The organism is Aurantibacter aestuarii (genome assembly GCF_003008425.1).
In the GTDB taxonomy this organism is placed as follows: Bacteria; Bacteroidota; Bacteroidia; order Flavobacteriales; family Flavobacteriaceae; genus Aurantibacter; species Aurantibacter aestuarii.
This window is the reverse complement of the sequence record NZ_PXOQ01000007.1, coordinates 382,891-398,932: the sequence shown is the minus strand read 5'-3', so window position 1 is coordinate 398,932 and position 16,042 is coordinate 382,891. Positions and strand designations below refer to the sequence as shown.

Sequence of the window (16,042 nt, the reverse complement as noted above, 5' to 3'; positions counted from 1 at the left end):
AGATGTCCTTAAAAATTCTATGTAGAGCAGACGGAAATTCTATAATAGGATTAGGGCATATGTACCGTATATTTTCTATAATAGAATTTTACAAGGACACATTTGAAGTTATTTTTTTAACAAGAGAAACGTCTACTTTAAAAAGTATCCCTCAAGATTATACAACAAAGTTAATTCCAGAACATATTGTTTTAGAACAAGAAGCTACTTGGATAAAAGAACAGTACAGCTCTAAAAATATTATCATAGTTGCCGATGGTTATCAATTTGATTCAACTTACCAAAAGCAAATAAAATCTCAAGGCTTTCAATTAATTTATATAGACGACTTAATGAGCGAGCATATGTTTGCAGACATTGTTGTAAATCATTCACCATTTGCTAAAGAAGAGCACTTTAAAAGCGAAAACTACACTAAATTTGCATTAGGCACCTCTTATGCAATGCTTAGACCTAAATTTAACCGTTTAGCACAATTAGAAAATAATTTTTCTACGATTAAAGAGGTTTTTGTGTGTTTTGGTGGTGCGGATCCATATAATTTATCTTATAAAGCAGCTTTAGCTCTACTTCAAATAGAAAAAATTAAACAAGTTCATGTCGTTTTAGGAGGTGCTTACAATCATTCTGATATTTACGACCTAGAACAAACGTCTCAAAACCTTAAACTTCACTCTAACTTAGATGAAGAACATCTAAGTCTATTAATGAAAAAATGCCAGTTGGGTATTGCGCCATCAAGTACCATCCTATACGAACTGTGCGCTGTAAAAATGCCAATTTTAAGTGGCTATTATGTAGAAAATCAAAAATATATATACAGGGCTTTAAGCGATAGAGGTATTGTTTTTAAAGGAGACGATTTTTCAAATTATTCTATAGCAGACTTTAAGCTTAAAATTGAAGCTATTTTAAATAAAAATGATTTTTCTGGGTATTTAAATCAACAAAAGCAGTTAATAGATGGATTTAGTAAAACACGTTTTTTAGGTTTAATACACCAATTAAACCTAAAATTTAGAAAAGTAAACTTACAAGATGCAAAACTTGTTTTTGATTGGTCTAATGAACCAGTTGTAAGGCAGTTTTCATTTAACAGCGAACCTTTAATTTGGGAAAATCATTTAGAATGGTTTTCGAAAAAAATAAAAGATAAAAACACATTGTTTTTAATAGCAGAAGTAGATAATAAACCAGCAGGAGTCGTTCGTTATGAGATTTATGAAAACCACGCTGTAGTAGGCATTTTAATAGATAAAATTTTTAGAGGTCAAAAATTAGCTCCAGAGTTTTTAAAACAGAGTGCAGAGCTATACTTCAAAAATTACAACATACCAATTTGGGCATATATAAAAAAAGAGAATAAAGCCTCTATTAAATCCTTTGAGAATGCGAGATATATGTATATAAAAGAGGAAATTATAAAAGGAAATGTTAGTTTTGTATATAAACTCGAAAAATAAATGAACACTCAAAAGTGCTTTATCATTGCAGAACTTTCAGCAAATCACGGTGGAGATATAAATATAGCTAAAGAAACCGTTAGAGCGGCAAAACGTGCTGGTGCAGACGCAATTAAATTGCAAACCTATACGGCAGATACCATTACACTAGATGTAAAAAGTGATTTATTTAAAATTTCTCAAGGCACCTCTTGGGATGGGCAATATTTACATGATTTATATAAAACAGCCTCTTTACCTTGGGAATGGCATAAGGAATTATTTCAATTAGCAAAAGAAGAAGGTTTAGTTTGTTTTTCTTCGCCTTTTGATATTTCTGCGGTAGATTTTTTAGAAACGCTTGAAGCACCTATATATAAAATTGCTTCTTTTGAAATTACAGATATACCACTTATTAAATATGTGGCATCAAAACAAAAACCTGTTATTATTTCTACTGGTATTGCAACTATTGAGGATATTGAATTAGCTATAAAAACTTGTAAAGCACAAGGTAATAATGATATAACTATTTTAAAATGCACATCTGCTTATCCTGCCGAGCCAGAAGATGCAAATTTATTAACCATACCAGATATTGTAAATAGGTTTAAAGTTAAATCTGGCTTGTCGGACCATACTTTAGGTACAGAAACTCCAGTAGTCGCAGTTGCTTTAGGGGCAACAGTTATAGAAAAGCATTTTATTTTAGATAAATCTATTGGCGGAGCAGATGCTCACTTTTCATTAGACGAGCAAGAGTTTACCCAAATGGTAAATGCTGTGCGGCTAACAGAAAAGATGATGGGCAAAGTAGATTATGAAATGACTAAAAAAAAGAAGTCTAGCAGAGAATTTTCTAGGTCACTTTTTATCGCTGAAGATGTTAGAGCTGGTCAAACACTTTCAGAGAAAAACATTAAATCTGTTAGACCAAGTTTTGGTTTGCACCCTAAATATTACGATGAGGTTTTAGGAAAAACCTTTTTAGAAGATTATAAAAAAGGGACTCCTTTAAGTTTAGAATTAATAAAATAATAATGAAATTACTATTTGTAGAAAATCAATATAAAACCTTTTTCTTTGAAGCTATAGCATTAAAACTTCAAGAGCAAGGACATGATATATTTTGGATTGTTCAAAACAAAAAATTTGCACCTAAAAGTAAATTTAACACACACATAATTCCGTATCCCAAAAAAAATAGTAAAACTTATACGCCAGATAAATCTATAGACTACATTATAGAATCCGATCGTAACATGAATTACTTCGAGTATAAAGATAAAAGCCATTTTTATTATTATTCCGAGGTGTTAAAAAAGTTAGTTCATGAGATTCATCCAGATTTTATTTTTGGAGAGTGTACGCTATTTCATGAGTTATTAATTGCAAAACACTGTAAAGAACTTGGAATTAAATATTTAAACCCACTACCTTGTCGTTACCCAACCAATAAATTTACCTTTTACCTTTATCATACAATGGAATCTTATGGTGGTTGCAATAAAGATCTTCCTAGAGAAAAAGCGATAGAAATTATAGACAATATAAATGGACGAGTGATTGCTCCAGATTATATGAAGCCGTTAGTAAAAACTAAGTTTGAGAAACTTCAAGATAAATTATATAAAACGAGAGGTTATTATTTAGGTGAAAAATATAATACACCAAGCCCTTTTGTAAAATTAAAAATTGAAAAAACTAAAAACCAGAATAAACAAAAATGGGACGTTTTAGCCCAAGAAGGAGTAGATAAAACAGATGGTTTTAAAGTTTTATATCCCCTACAAGTTCAACCTGAAGAAAATATAGATGTTTGGGGAAGACCTAGAAGAAACCAATTAAAAGTAATACAGGAAATTGTTGAAAACCTGCCAGAAGATGCTATACTATATGTAAAGCCAAATCCTAAACCAAGATATGAGGTGGATGGCGATATGATTCATTTTGTTTCTAATCATAAAAAAATAAAAATGATTAGTCACTCAACCTCAATGACAGAAGTTTTTAATGATTTTGATTTAATTATAACAGTCACAGGAACAGTAGCCATAGAAAGTATATTGGCAAATAAACCTGTAGTTACACTTATAAAGACTTTAAATAATACAGTAAAAAATTGTATTTATTTAGAAAAACTAGATAACTTAGAAGACATCATATTAAATGTTAAAAACGATAGCTTTCCTAAAGCAACTTTAGATGAAAAAATAGGTCTCATAAATCTATTAAACCGGACAAGTTATGAAGGAAATGTCTCAGATGTTTTTAATGATCCTAATTGTTTAGATGAGGATAATATTAATTTAATTGTGAGTGCTTTTAATGAAATCATAGAAAAATAATGATAAGAAAATTAATAAATCGATTTGGATCTTTATCAAAAATTAAATTTTATTATCAAAGAAGCGTTCAAGATTTTGATAAAAGAGAACAAATAAGTAAAAAAATAGCATCTAAAATTGGTAAAGAAAATTTTTCGGGATCTTCAATTTTAGACAAAGAGTACAATAACAGCTTAAACTCTTTAGGCTTTATAGACTTTGGAAAAATTATAAATATAGAAGAGGTTAATAATATTAAAAAAAAGTTATTGGGCTTAAAGTGTTGTGACCCTTACAGGCCAGAGCTTGGAGATTTTTTACATAAGGATATCCCGAGTGCTGTTCATGTTGCCAATTACAAGAGATCAGACTTAGCTAAAATTCCTGAAATAATGGATATAGCTAACGACCCAGAAATTTTAAAATTAACTCAAAATTTTTTAGGAGCAAAACCTACTATAAGTAATATAAATTGCTGGTGGTCTATGCCTAACAAAGATCAAGCGGAACAAGCACAATTCTTTCATAGAGATGTAGATGATTATAAGTTTTGCAAGCTTTTTTTATATTTAACAGACGTAACATTAAAAAGTGGACCACATGTTTATGTACAAAACTCGGTTTCAAGTAATACTTTAACCAAAATAAAAAGGTATAGTGATAAGGAAATAGAAAATCATTTTGGAAAAGAAAACGTGTTATATTTTACAGGAGATAAAGGTAGTATGTTTATGGTAAATACATATGGTTTTCATAAAGGTCTATTGCCTGAAAAAGAGGAGAGGTTGTTACTTCAAGTTCAATACTCATTACAAGATATTGGAATAGAAGAATATACGCCAGTAAAAGTTAAAGATTTTATGTACAGTAAATATATTAATAGATTAATTGTCAAATAATGAGAAAAATAGCACAATTTTTTTCTTCAATATTTTTTGTTAGATATACTGTATTATTCTTTATAAGAATTCAGTCTTTATTTGTTAGAGTATTAAGTAATCTTAAATTTAAAGCTTTAGTAAAGAATTCTGGAGATAGCTTATGTCATTACACAACAGAAATAAAGCATGGAGAAAATATTACTATTGGTAATTATTGTAGAATTGGTAAATACTCTAGCTTAGGTGCTATGAGTCCTATAACAATTGGTAATGATGTAACGCTTTCAAGAGGTGTGATATTAGAAACGGCTGGTTTAGATTTTTCAACACAACAACCTTATAAACATATATCAAAACCAATAGTTATTGAAGATGGTGTATGGTTAGGAACGAATGTTATGGTTTTAGGAGGTGTTACCATCGGAAAAAATGCAATAATTGGGGCAGGAGCTGTGATTACTAAAAATGTTAATGAAAGTGAAATAATTGTAGGCGCAAAAAACAGAGTATTATGATTAAAAAATATTTTTTCGCATTATTATGCCTACTGCCTTTTAAACTACCTAATTTTTTTTTAAGATTATTTGGAGTAAATATAACAAACAAGGCTAAAATTGGTTTTTCGATTATTTTACTATCAGATATTAATATGATTGGGAATAGTAAAATTGGACACTTTAATTTTATTAAATGCGATAAGTTGTACTTAGAAGATCAAAGCTATATAGGTCATTTAAATAAAATAAAAGGACCATTTGATATTGAGCTAGGTAAACGCTCAGCAATTGGAAATTCAAATAAATTAGTGAGAGCGAATTTAGGTGTAACTTATGGTAAAAGCGTTCTAAAACTTGGAGAACTTTCAAAAGTAACATCAGAACATTATTTAGATCTTACAAATAGTATAACTATGGGTAATTTTACAACACTTGCAGGTATTAGATCCCAAATATGGACGCATGGCTACATGCATGCTAACACAGGAGAAGATCGAGTTAGAATAGATGGTAAGATAGAGATAGGTAATAATGTATATATTGGATCGGGTTGTATATTTAATCCTGGTGTAAAGATATTAAATGCTATTTCTGTTGGATCTGGAAGTATTTTATCAAAAAACCTTAAAAAATCTGGAATGTATGTAAATCAACCGCTAAGATATTTAGATAATGATATTGAAGTGGTAAAGAGAAAATTAAAAAGGTTAGATAATCCAGATGTGATTGATAAAGTGTATCTTAAAGAATGAATTTTGAGCTTATAAATACTACTTTTTTAAAAAAATTCAACCCCCAAAGAGTTACATTTTTCGGTATTCTTTTGTGGCTTTTTTTCTTTTTTTCTGCCTCAATGCAAATTAAAGAACCAGCCTCTTTTGTAAGTATTTTATATATTTTTATAAATTATATTGCCTTGTTCACGGGTTTTCTTCTTATTAGAAAAACCCCAGTAACTATTAATAAGAAGTTTATTCCAAAAAAAGAAACAGTTTTACTACTATTATATATTTTTATTACAGTAGCCATATTAGGTTTTGTATTTAGACTAATAGATAAATTAGTAATAAGACAAATTGTAATTGGAGATACAACTATAGAAAACAGAAAGTTACTAGTGGCTATAAAACCAAGTATTTTTGGGGTCTTGTCAGCCATGATGACTCCGTTTTCATATATTCCATTTTTTTTATTTCATTTTTTAAAATTAAAGTCAAAATTCTTTGGTTTAATTTGTCTTGTAGTTTTTTTCTTACCAGTTTTCGATAATTTAATAATGGGTTCTAGGTCTGGTATATTTATCGTAATTATATTTTTCGCAATAATTGTTAGCTATTTTCAACTAATAAAATTTACTCTATCAAAAACTTTAATTATTGGAATATTTTTATTTATAGGTTTGTTGATTACAACAAGATTTTTTGTTGAAAGAACTAAAGAATATATGGTTACAGATGAAAGAGCAATAAAACATATATTAACAAACGCAGTTTACAATTTTACATTAGAACCCACTGAAAAAGCAAGAGATAATATTATTAATACCGAAATAAAAACACTAAAAATGGCAAAGCTTACTCATATGAATGTAGCACAATATTATTGTCATGGAATATTTGAGTTTGCTTATTTACAAAAAAATTATGAAAACCCACATTACTATGGAGCTTTTACATTTGGTATAATATTTAAGTTTACAAATATTATATTAGGAACAAATATAGATTTAAATAAAATACAGAATAGCGCCCCAAGAACTGGTATATATACAACTTTTTTTGGGCCAACATATATAGATTTTGGATGGTTAGCTCCTTTTTTTATGTTCTTTTTTGGTATATTACAAAGTATAGTATATAATAAAATATTAAAAGGAAATTTTAAATACATTCCTTTGTTGTTTTACTTCCTAATTATAGATTTTTTTATTCCTGTAATTAATTTTATAGACTCTGCACAAGGACTTTATACTATATTTTCACTTTTGCTATTCATTTTTTTATTTAAATTAGCATCAAGTAAAATCATATTTCAGGTAAATAATGAAAGAAAACAAATACGCTTTTTTAAATGAAAAATACTATATACATAATTGTTTTAATTATTATAACAATATCCTGTAAAGAAGAAAATAAAGAAATAAAAATAGATAAAGTACAGGATAAAGAAAATAGTACAAACTGGAAAGTAATTGAAAAAAATTATGCAATTAATGACGTCTATGAAATTGGTGATGTAAGAAGATATGGAATTATTATTGGAGAAAATGATAAAATACATCCTTACAGTAAAAAATCTACTATTGAAACTGTTTTAGAAATATCATCTAAATATAAATTCCCAATCCTGTTTCCAGAAGGGACTTACAATTTTGGTATTTTTATTAAGGGGTTAGAAAATGTTGAAATAATATCAAAAAATGCAAAATTTACAGGACCAATCTATATTATAGATAATGATTCTTTAAAAAAATCAAAGGACATAAAGGTCTCTGGAGTTATCACAACATATTATAAAGTTTTTATGAGAAACTCAAAGGACATAGAGTTTGATAAGTTAATAATTACCTCAGATATTTCTAAAAACAGTATTAAATCATCATCTATGGGTTGCGACATATACGCTGGCGTAGATTATGTTTATATAAATGAATTAGAAATTAATGGTGTGGGTTCTTCTGCAGATAATCATACTTTAACGAGAGCTGCTTTACAAGTACACGGTTGGAATAATAATCCATCAAATTTAGAAATAAATAAAATTACTATTACAAATTGTGATAGGCATGCTATTTATTTAACAGGTAATAACCACATAATAAATAACATAAATATAGATAATTATGGTAATGGAAACTATAATAATGTTAGTGATTTAGAGGATTCTGAGAAAGGAGATACTCAAAAAATTACAGGTCTATGGCTTAACAAATGTAATAATAGTTCTATAGGTTCTGTAACTATTAATACAAATGATTCTAAAGGAACCTATTCAGTTTGGTTAGATGAAGGTAATATTGGAGAGCCAACCACAATAGAAAAAGTGACATTAATTGGTGGAGACAAGAAATTGCCGATTTTTGCCAATGAACTTAGTAACTGTGTTATTAGAAAAGTAGTTAAATAATATTGAAATCAATTTTAAAAAAAAGACTATTATTTTTGGTTGCTTTTGGATTTTCAAAAGCAACTGTTTTTTTTGCCCCATTATTACTTTCTAATCAACTTACAAAGACAGATTATGGCTCTTTTGAATATGCTCTAAACATAGCATTTATTGCAGCTTCCATAATTAGTTTAGGTGTAACAAGTGCTTATCCATATTTTAAGCTTAAAAGAAATCTAAAAACCATATTTGTTGGCTTTAAAGTTTTCTATATGTATTTGCTAGTGTCAAGCTTAATACTTCTTTGCATCATTTTACTATTTCATAATTCATTCGAACTTATTTTATCCGTTTTATTTATGTACACATTAAGTAATCAAATGATGTACTCCACAATAGACAAAACCAATGAAAACATTATAAAGGCAGTTATTACAGACTCTATGTTTTACATAGTATTATTACTAGCTTATGTGTTTATGTACTTTACACAAAGGAGCAATATAAATTTTGTATTCTACTTTTCAATTTGTTATAGTGTTTTCTACATTACATTAACTTTAAAAAATGCTGTAAAGCTTAATTCACATAATATTAAAAGATACCTAAAATTAGTAAAGTACGGAAAAAGCGTTATGATTTCTGGTTGTTTAATATTGTTAGTAGCTAACTCTGGAAGGTTATTAGTTGAGTATATTTTTAATGATAAAAATCTAATTGCCATTTTTAGTTTTTACTTTAGAATGGCATCATTTGTATTAATTATACACCAAGTTTTATCTATTATTTATTTTAAAAAGATATATACATTTTCATTAAAAAAATTAGACCGTTTTTTTTCGGTTTTTTTGATTATTATTTTATGTTCAGTTATTATAACTTTTTTTGTAGTTCCATTATTTGGAATCCATTTTTTTAAATTATTTGAAACATTCGAAACATATAAATTAAGTTATAACATTTTATGCTTTCAGATGTTTTTTTGGATTGTTTTAGCTAATAATGAAAGCGTTATTTATAGGGAAAATTTAGCTTCTAAAATGAATTATGGCTTTAGTGTATTACTAATTCTCTTTTTTATAGTATCATACTTTATAAAAGACGTAGTATCGTTTTATCAAACAGTATTAATATTGTATGTTTTAGTTATAATTGCAACTGCTATTCAGTTTTTTATACTTTATCAATACAAAAAAATGTTCCTTAAAAATACTATCTTAATTAGTGCCTTTACATTAATTATATCCTTAATAAGTTTTATATGGTTATAAAGGATATTAAGTTTAAAAGAGAAGATTATTTTTTAAGTGTGTTAGCTTTATTTTTAATAACACTTCCTATTTCTTATGGGTTAAATTCTATATCGGTAATTTTAATAGGGGTATTTTTTTTTATAGATAAAACAGCAAACATTTCACTGAAATTAAAACGATTAAAGAGTAATAAGTTATTTTTACTTTTCCTGTTGTTTTTTTTAGTACAATTAATAGGATTATTTTATACTCAAGACTTTAACAGAGGATTAAAATTAATACAGAATTTTCTACCGTTTCTTGTATTACCATTAACTTTATTAAGTGAACCTATTCAAGCTAAAAAATGCGCAACACTACTTTATGCTAATTGTATATTTATGTTTTTATTATTAATTGGACTTTTAATAGCCCAATTTACCATTAACGGAAATTTTATACGATTTGAGCATCAATTATTCGAAGCTTTGGATATTAGTACATTTTATTTTTCGGCATTTATATATTTAAATATTATAACAATACTTTTTCACCTAAGGCATGAAAAATTTAGAAATTTATTGGATATAGGATTAATACTATTTTTTGTTTATTTCTTAATCCTATTAGGCGCCAGAATAAGTTTAGTTATTACTTTAATTTCTTTGACTTTATTTTTTATTCGATTTGTAAATTTTAAAAAAAACGATTTTTCAAAAAAAACAATTTTAATTATTTGCACTGTACTTGTAACTAGCATTGCAGCTTATCAAATACCACAAATAAAAAAGAAAGTAGATATTACCGCAAGAACAATGGATTTTGATTTTGAAACTATTCTTACTAAAAATCAAATTTCAATAACTAGAAATTCAATTGAATATAGAGTTTTAATTAACTATTGTAGTTTTCAAATTTTTAAGGAAAATATTATTGGTGTTGGCACCGGAGATAACCGTGTAGAGATGCAAAATCAATATCAAAAATTAAATTTTAGAGCTGGTATTTTAGAAAACTTTAATTGTCATAATCAGTATTTTGAAGAAGCTACAAAAACAGGTGTTTTTGGTCTAATTTCGTTTACATTATTACTTGGGTTTACATTTTATAAATCCTTAAAAGAAAAAAGACTATTATTTTACGTCGTAATTTATATAAGTCTTGTGTGTTTAACAGAATCCTACTTTTATAGGCATCATGGTATTATGTTTGGAGCTTTTTTTATTGCGCTTTTTTATAATTTAGAAAAGTCATCACATACTAATAATTTTAAAGATGCGTTTTTTAATTAAACCAGTACTTAGTGAGTAAACTTTACCAAGCCAATTTTTTATATTCGACATTTTATTTAAGCTTATTATTCGGTTTAATTATATGGTTTATTACATGGTTAATTTTACCTGTAAATACAACGCCCTTATCTTTAGAAACCTTTTGTTACATATGCCTTTCCTTTAGTTCATTAACTATAGGTTACCACATTGTTAAAATTAAAAACATTGAAAAAACTGTATGGTTACCACATAAATTTTTTTTTAAATTTTTAATAGTAATTTTATGTGTTGGTCTCCTATTTAGATATATAGATTTATTTTATTTTAGAAATTTATCACTTTCTAATCCGTATTATCAAAATAAAATACTTTCATTAAACAATAGTCAATACACACCTTTAATTGTTACACTTTTAGGTACATTACGAGCTTTATGCTATATTCCGATACTTTATTTAATAGTAACAAAATCTAAAAACAAAAGTTTGTGGATTATTTCAATAACAATTTTACTATTGTTTAGTATAGAAATACTACTATTTGGAACAAGAAAACCTTTATTCCATTTACTCATTTTAATTTTAATAACGTTAGGTCTAACAGTTAAAAACTATAAACAACTACTAAATAAATATACTATAGGCTTATTAGTCTTCACAACTATTGGTTTAGGTTTTTTTTCCTATTTTATTTTAAATAAAAGAGTAACAGAAGTACCGGTAAAAAATATAAAATTAATAGATGTTGTTAATTCAAGGTATAATGATTTTGTACCCATAAAAACTTCAAAACTTAATGATTTTAAGAAATCACCTAATAGCCTTAAAACAAAAACTGAGTTAATGCTTATACATACAGGACAGTATGTTGTGCATGGATTTTATGAGTTAGACTATATTATAAATAACAATTTACCAAGAGCTTATGGAAAATACTCTTTTAATCCAATTTTTAAAGCACTTGGAAGATTTAATTTAGGAACTGATGATGCTAATACTTTAACATATCATCCTAGAGATTACGTCTATGTCTCTTTTTTTGGATCTTTTTTTATAGATTTTGGTTGGTTTTCGCTAATTATTTTTTTTATTTATGGAATGTTTCAAAAATTGATTGTTTCTTTTGCAAAACAAAATCCATTTATAATGGTATTATGGGTTCTCACATTATGTATTAACCTTATAATGCCTATATTTAATTTAGCATCTGGCGTAGAATTTTATTTGCAAGTTTTTTTAATTCTAATAGCTTTTACCCAAATTAAATACAATATATCAAACAAATGAAAAAGGCTTTAGTCCAAGACTGGTATTATGTAAATGGTGGTGCAGAGAAAGTAATCCATTCTATAAATAATGTTTATGATGATTTCGATCATTTTTCGTTAATAGATTTTTTAAATGAAGAAGATAGAAAGTTCATTTTAAATGGGAAAAAAGCGACGACTAGTTTTATTCAAAATTTACCTACAGCAAAATCTAATCATCGTAAATTTTTACAATTATTTCCATATGCAATCGAACAATTTGATTTATCAGAATACGATTTAATAGTTTCATCATCGGGTTTTGTGGCAAAAGGAGTTTTAACTCATCAAAACCAAACCCATATTTGTTACTGCCATTCACCAATGAGATATGCTTGGGATTTATACCATAGTTATTTAAGAGATGTTGGTTTAGATAGAGGTCTAAAAAGTATGTATGCAAAATATGTGCTTCATAAATTAAGATTATGGGATATAGCATCCCTTAATAGAGTAGATCATTTTATTGCAAATTCAAACCATATAGCAAAGCGAATAAAAAAATTATATAATAGAGATGCAGATGTTATTTATCCGCCAGTAGATACTAATAAATTTTCTTTAGAAACTAATAAAGAGGATTACTATATAACTGCATCTAGATTAGTTCCTCATAAAAAAGTTAAAATAATTGCCCAAGCTTTTTCTAAATTAACAGACAAGAAATTATTAATACTTGGAGATGGTCCAGAGCTAAAAGAAATAAAGACATTTGCAACACCAAATATTATATTTTTAGGTCATGTCTCATCAGAAGAATTAATAATGTATTTACAAAAAGCAAAAGCGTTTGTATTTGCTGCCGAAGAGGATTTTGGAATTGCACCTGTAGAGGCTCAAGCTTGTGGTACTCCAGTAATTAGCTTAGGAAAAGGAGGTTGTGCTGAAACTATTATAAATAATGCAACAGGATTATTCTTTTACGAGCAAACACCTCAATCAATAATAGAGGCGGTTAGTAAGTTTGAAAAATTAAATTTAGATCCAAACATTATAAGAAAAAATGCTTTAAGATTCTCTAAAGAACGTTTTGAAAAAGAGTTTGAAGACTATATCAATAAAAAGCTGTAATAGCTTTATATAGTCTATTAATAGTTAAATCAATAAAAAAATCATTAGTTTTGTTTATAACCTAATCTGATTTTTTGGAAGCTATATTAATATTTGCAGGTGCTTTTTTACTTACGTACTTTACCATACCAAAAATTATTGCTTTGGTAAAGTATAAAGATTTATTAGATGCTCCTAATGTTAGAAGTTCTCACCTTAAGCACACACCAACGTTAGGTGGTATAGCATTTTATTTTACCTTAATGTTTTCTCTTTTTTTTCTAAAAGATTACGATGTTACAAAAGTGGTTTATAATATTATTCCAGGGTTAACGATTCTATTTATTTTTGGATTAAAAGATGATTTGGTTATATTATCTCCAATTGCAAAATTATTTGCTCAAATTGTTGCTGTAAGTTTTATTTTAATAAATGATTCTTTTCTAATTAACTCTTTAAACGGGTTTTTAACCTTACAAGAAATTCCTAATTGGATAGCATTTTTTATAAGTGGATTTTTAATGATTTTAGTTATTAATGCTTATAATTTAATAGATGGTATTGATGGATTAGCGGCTGGAATTGGCATTGTGATTTCCTCTGTTTATTTGGTAATATTCTATTTTTTAAAAATGGAATTTTATGTGTATCTGTCATTAATTCTAATTGCTATTTTGTTGGCGTTTTTAAGGTATAATCTTTCAAGATATAACAAAATATTTATGGGAGATACAGGGTCTTTAATTGTCGGTTTTATTTTAGGAGTATTTACAATTAAATTACTAAGTTTAAAAAATTATATAGAATCTTCAGACTTTCCATTATTAATAGAAAATATTCCATTAGTAGCTTTAGCCATATTAGTTGTACCTTTATTTGATACTACAAGAGTTTTTGCCATAAGGCTTTTAAATAAAAAAAGCCCTTTTTCTGCCGATAGAAATCATCTTCACCATATTTTAATTAAAATGGGTTTTAGTCATTTAAAAGCCTCTATTGTACTAACCATTTCTAATTTACTGTTTGTAGTACTTTTTATCTATTTAGCAAGTACATCTAAACAATATTTCTTAATTGCTTTTGGGGTTGTTTTTATTTTTATAATCATATTTATTTTTTATAAACTCAATTCTAAGTTTACTGAAAATACTTCCGTAGACCCAAATGATGATTTAAATGAAAAATCATCATAAAATTTTAAAAGAACTCTTTGATTATGCATTAGCTATTAGCCTTTTAATGGGCTTATTTTTACCTATTATTTTATTAATTGTGTTGGCAACAATAGATACCAAAAGGTTTGGGTTGTTTGAACAAAAACGGGTTGGCTATAAAGGTAAATTGTTTAAAATTCATAAAATTAGAACCATGAAAAGGTCGGATAACAGATCAACAATTACATTATATAAAGATAAGCGTATTACCAAATTTGGATTGTTTTTAAGAAATTATAAGTTAGATGAATTACCACAAATATTTAATATTTTAAAAGGCGATATGAGTTTTGTAGGTCCACGTCCAGATGTGCAAGGATATGCAGATAAATTAGAAGGAGAAGATAGAATTGTTTTAGATGTCAAGCCGGGAATAACAGGGCCTGCACAGCTATATTTTAAAAATGAATCTAAAATACTGTCAAACCAGATAAATCCAGAACTATACAACAAAACAATTATATGGCCAAAAAAAGTATCCATAAACAAAGCTTACATTAAAAATTATACTTTATTAGCCGACTTTAAATATATTTATAAAACTATTTTTGGTCTTTATGAATAAAAAAATATGGTTGTCTCCGCCACACATGGGTCACACCGAGCAAAATTTTATTAATCGAGCATTTCAAGAAAACTGGTTAACTACGGCTGGCTCAAATGTAGATGGCTTTGAAAGTGATTTAGAATTGTTTTTTGAATCTTCACGCAAAGTTATTGTTTTAAATTCAGGTACATCTGCAATACACTTGGCACTTATTAAATCAAATGTTAATCCTGGGGATGAAGTTTTGTGTCAAAGTTTTACATTTTGTGGCTCAGCAAATCCTATAAAATATTTAAATGCAAAACCAATTTTTATAGATAGTGAACCAGAAACTTTAAATATGTGTCCAACTTATTTGGAAGCCGCAATAAAAGATAGATTAACACATGGGGTAAAACCTAAAGCTATTATTGTAGTACACTTATTTGGTATGCCCGCAAACATGAAGGCTATTAAAGAAATTTCTAAAAATTATGGTATTCCAATAATCGAAGACGCGGCAGAAGCTTTAGGGTCTAAATATAAAAACGAATTGTGTGGAGCATTGGCGGAATTTGGAATATTATCTTTCAATGGTAATAAAATTATAACTACCAGCTCAGGTGGTGCACTTTTAGTAAAAACAATTGAAGAAAAAAAAGAAATCATTCACTTGGCAAGTCAAGCTAGAGATTTAGATATACATTATCAACACAGTAAAATTGGTTATAATTATAGGTTAAGTAACATACTAGCGGGTATTGGAAGAGGTCAAATGCAGGTGTTAAATTCCCATTTAGAAAAACTTAAACAAAACCATAATTTTTATAAAAATCTATTTAAAAATTCATTAAATTTTTCTTTACATAAAAATCCAAATAAAGATTATGATAGTAATTTTTGGCTCAATATAGTTATTATTAGTAAATCAGCTAGTTTTTCTAATTTGGATGTAATAAATCACCTTTCAAAATACAATATAGAATCTCGACCTTTATGGAAACCGATGCACCTGCAACCCGTGTATAAGGATGACTTGTTTTATGGTTCAAATATTTCAGAAGAATTTTTCAATAATGGGGTTTGTTTGCCATCTGGTTCTAGTCTCTCGGAAGAAGACAAGAAAAGAATTGTAAATGCTCTATCCTTTTACATTTAAATTTCTTCTTTCAATATAATACATTCGGT

Annotated in this window: 15 protein-coding genes; all 15 read left to right on the top strand. The window is 27.3% G+C overall.

The window, feature by feature from the left end; all coding sequences use genetic code 11:
• Window positions 1-2 precede the first annotated feature (2 nt).
• The 15 genes from pseG (at window position 3) to C7H52_RS02950 (ending at window position 16,013) form a co-directional block, all read left to right on the top strand.
• A complete protein-coding gene (pseG, locus tag C7H52_RS03020) occupies window positions 3-1,463 on the top strand; it encodes a UDP-2,4-diacetamido-2,4,6-trideoxy-beta-L-altropyranose hydrolase (protein WP_106462409.1) in 1,461 nt (486 codons plus the stop codon).
• Window positions 1,464-2,480 carry a pseudaminic acid synthase gene (gene pseI, locus C7H52_RS03015; protein WP_106462408.1) on the top strand — a complete coding sequence of 339 codons (1,017 nt, stop codon included), beginning with the start codon at window positions 1,464-1,466 and terminating at the stop codon, window positions 2,478-2,480.
• Between the two features lie 2 nt (window positions 2,481-2,482).
• A complete protein-coding gene (locus C7H52_RS03010; protein WP_106462407.1) occupies window positions 2,483-3,790 on the top strand; it encodes a capsular polysaccharide export protein, LipB/KpsS family in 1,308 nt (435 codons plus the stop codon).
• Entirely contained in the window at window positions 3,790-4,668 is an 879-nt protein-coding gene (locus C7H52_RS03005) for a hypothetical protein (protein WP_106462406.1), read from the top strand. Before C7H52_RS03010 ends, C7H52_RS03005 begins: the two co-directional genes overlap by 1 nt.
• The gene (locus tag C7H52_RS03000; RefSeq protein ID WP_106462405.1) at window positions 4,668-5,165 is read left to right on the top strand and encodes an acyltransferase; all 498 of its coding nucleotides are present in this window, start codon (window positions 4,668-4,670) and stop codon (window positions 5,163-5,165) included. The genes C7H52_RS03005 and C7H52_RS03000 overlap by 1 nt, the downstream gene beginning before the upstream one ends.
• Window positions 5,162-5,899: an acyltransferase gene (locus C7H52_RS02995; RefSeq protein WP_106462404.1), complete on the top strand. Its 738-nt coding sequence runs from the start codon at window positions 5,162-5,164 to the stop codon at window positions 5,897-5,899. Before C7H52_RS03000 ends, C7H52_RS02995 begins: the two co-directional genes overlap by 4 nt.
• A gap of 101 nt (window positions 5,900-6,000) precedes the next feature.
• Window positions 6,001-7,221, top strand: coding sequence for an oligosaccharide repeat unit polymerase (locus C7H52_RS02990; RefSeq protein WP_106462403.1), 1,221 nt, complete (start codon window positions 6,001-6,003; stop codon window positions 7,219-7,221).
• A complete protein-coding gene (locus C7H52_RS02985) occupies window positions 7,218-8,273 on the top strand; it encodes a hypothetical protein (RefSeq protein WP_106462402.1) in 1,056 nt (351 codons plus the stop codon). The genes C7H52_RS02990 and C7H52_RS02985 overlap by 4 nt, the downstream gene beginning before the upstream one ends.
• A 2-nt stretch (window positions 8,274-8,275) precedes the next feature.
• Window positions 8,276-9,523 (top strand): hypothetical protein, encoded by a 1,248-nt coding sequence (locus tag C7H52_RS02980; protein ID WP_106462401.1) that lies wholly within the window; start codon window positions 8,276-8,278, stop codon window positions 9,521-9,523.
• Entirely contained in the window at window positions 9,514-10,776 is a 1,263-nt protein-coding gene (locus C7H52_RS02975) for an O-antigen ligase family protein (RefSeq protein WP_106462400.1), read from the top strand. Before C7H52_RS02980 ends, C7H52_RS02975 begins: the two co-directional genes overlap by 10 nt.
• Before the next feature lie 11 nt (window positions 10,777-10,787).
• Window positions 10,788-12,044 carry a hypothetical protein gene (locus tag C7H52_RS02970; RefSeq protein WP_106462399.1) on the top strand — a complete coding sequence of 419 codons (1,257 nt, stop codon included), beginning with the start codon at window positions 10,788-10,790 and terminating at the stop codon, window positions 12,042-12,044.
• Window positions 12,041-13,135 (top strand): glycosyltransferase, encoded by a 1,095-nt coding sequence (locus tag C7H52_RS02965; RefSeq protein ID WP_106462398.1) that lies wholly within the window; start codon window positions 12,041-12,043, stop codon window positions 13,133-13,135. The genes C7H52_RS02970 and C7H52_RS02965 overlap by 4 nt, the downstream gene beginning before the upstream one ends.
• 74 nt (window positions 13,136-13,209) lie before the next feature.
• Window positions 13,210-14,307, top strand: coding sequence for an MraY family glycosyltransferase (locus C7H52_RS02960; protein ID WP_106462397.1), 1,098 nt, complete (start codon window positions 13,210-13,212; stop codon window positions 14,305-14,307).
• Window positions 14,291-14,893, top strand: coding sequence for a sugar transferase (locus C7H52_RS02955; RefSeq protein ID WP_106462396.1), 603 nt, complete (start codon window positions 14,291-14,293; stop codon window positions 14,891-14,893). The genes C7H52_RS02960 and C7H52_RS02955 overlap by 17 nt, the downstream gene beginning before the upstream one ends.
• Entirely contained in the window at window positions 14,886-16,013 is a 1,128-nt protein-coding gene (locus C7H52_RS02950) for a DegT/DnrJ/EryC1/StrS family aminotransferase (protein ID WP_106462395.1), read from the top strand. The genes C7H52_RS02955 and C7H52_RS02950 overlap by 8 nt, the downstream gene beginning before the upstream one ends.
• The last annotated feature ends 29 nt before the right edge of the window (window positions 16,014-16,042 follow it).

Coding starts and splice junctions, on each gene's coding strand:
- C7H52_RS02995 (WP_106462404.1), top strand. CDS start 5,162: ATGATTAAAAAATATTTTTTCGCATTATTATGCCTACTGCCTTTTAAA.
- C7H52_RS02950 (WP_106462395.1), top strand. CDS start 14,886: ATGAATAAAAAAATATGGTTGTCTCCGCCACACATGGGTCACACCGAG.
- pseG (WP_106462409.1), top strand. CDS start 3: ATGTCCTTAAAAATTCTATGTAGAGCAGACGGAAATTCTATAATAGGA.
- C7H52_RS03000 (WP_106462405.1), top strand. CDS start 4,668: ATGAGAAAAATAGCACAATTTTTTTCTTCAATATTTTTTGTTAGATAT.
- C7H52_RS02985 (WP_106462402.1), top strand. CDS start 7,218: ATGAAAAATACTATATACATAATTGTTTTAATTATTATAACAATATCC.
- C7H52_RS02955 (WP_106462396.1), top strand. CDS start 14,291: ATGAAAAATCATCATAAAATTTTAAAAGAACTCTTTGATTATGCATTA.
- C7H52_RS03005 (WP_106462406.1), top strand. CDS start 3,790: ATGATAAGAAAATTAATAAATCGATTTGGATCTTTATCAAAAATTAAA.
- C7H52_RS03010 (WP_106462407.1), top strand. CDS start 2,483: ATGAAATTACTATTTGTAGAAAATCAATATAAAACCTTTTTCTTTGAA.
- pseI (WP_106462408.1), top strand. CDS start 1,464: ATGAACACTCAAAAGTGCTTTATCATTGCAGAACTTTCAGCAAATCAC.
- C7H52_RS02990 (WP_106462403.1), top strand. CDS start 6,001: ATGCAAATTAAAGAACCAGCCTCTTTTGTAAGTATTTTATATATTTTT.
- C7H52_RS02975 (WP_106462400.1), top strand. CDS start 9,514: ATGGTTATAAAGGATATTAAGTTTAAAAGAGAAGATTATTTTTTAAGT.
- C7H52_RS02965 (WP_106462398.1), top strand. CDS start 12,041: ATGAAAAAGGCTTTAGTCCAAGACTGGTATTATGTAAATGGTGGTGCA.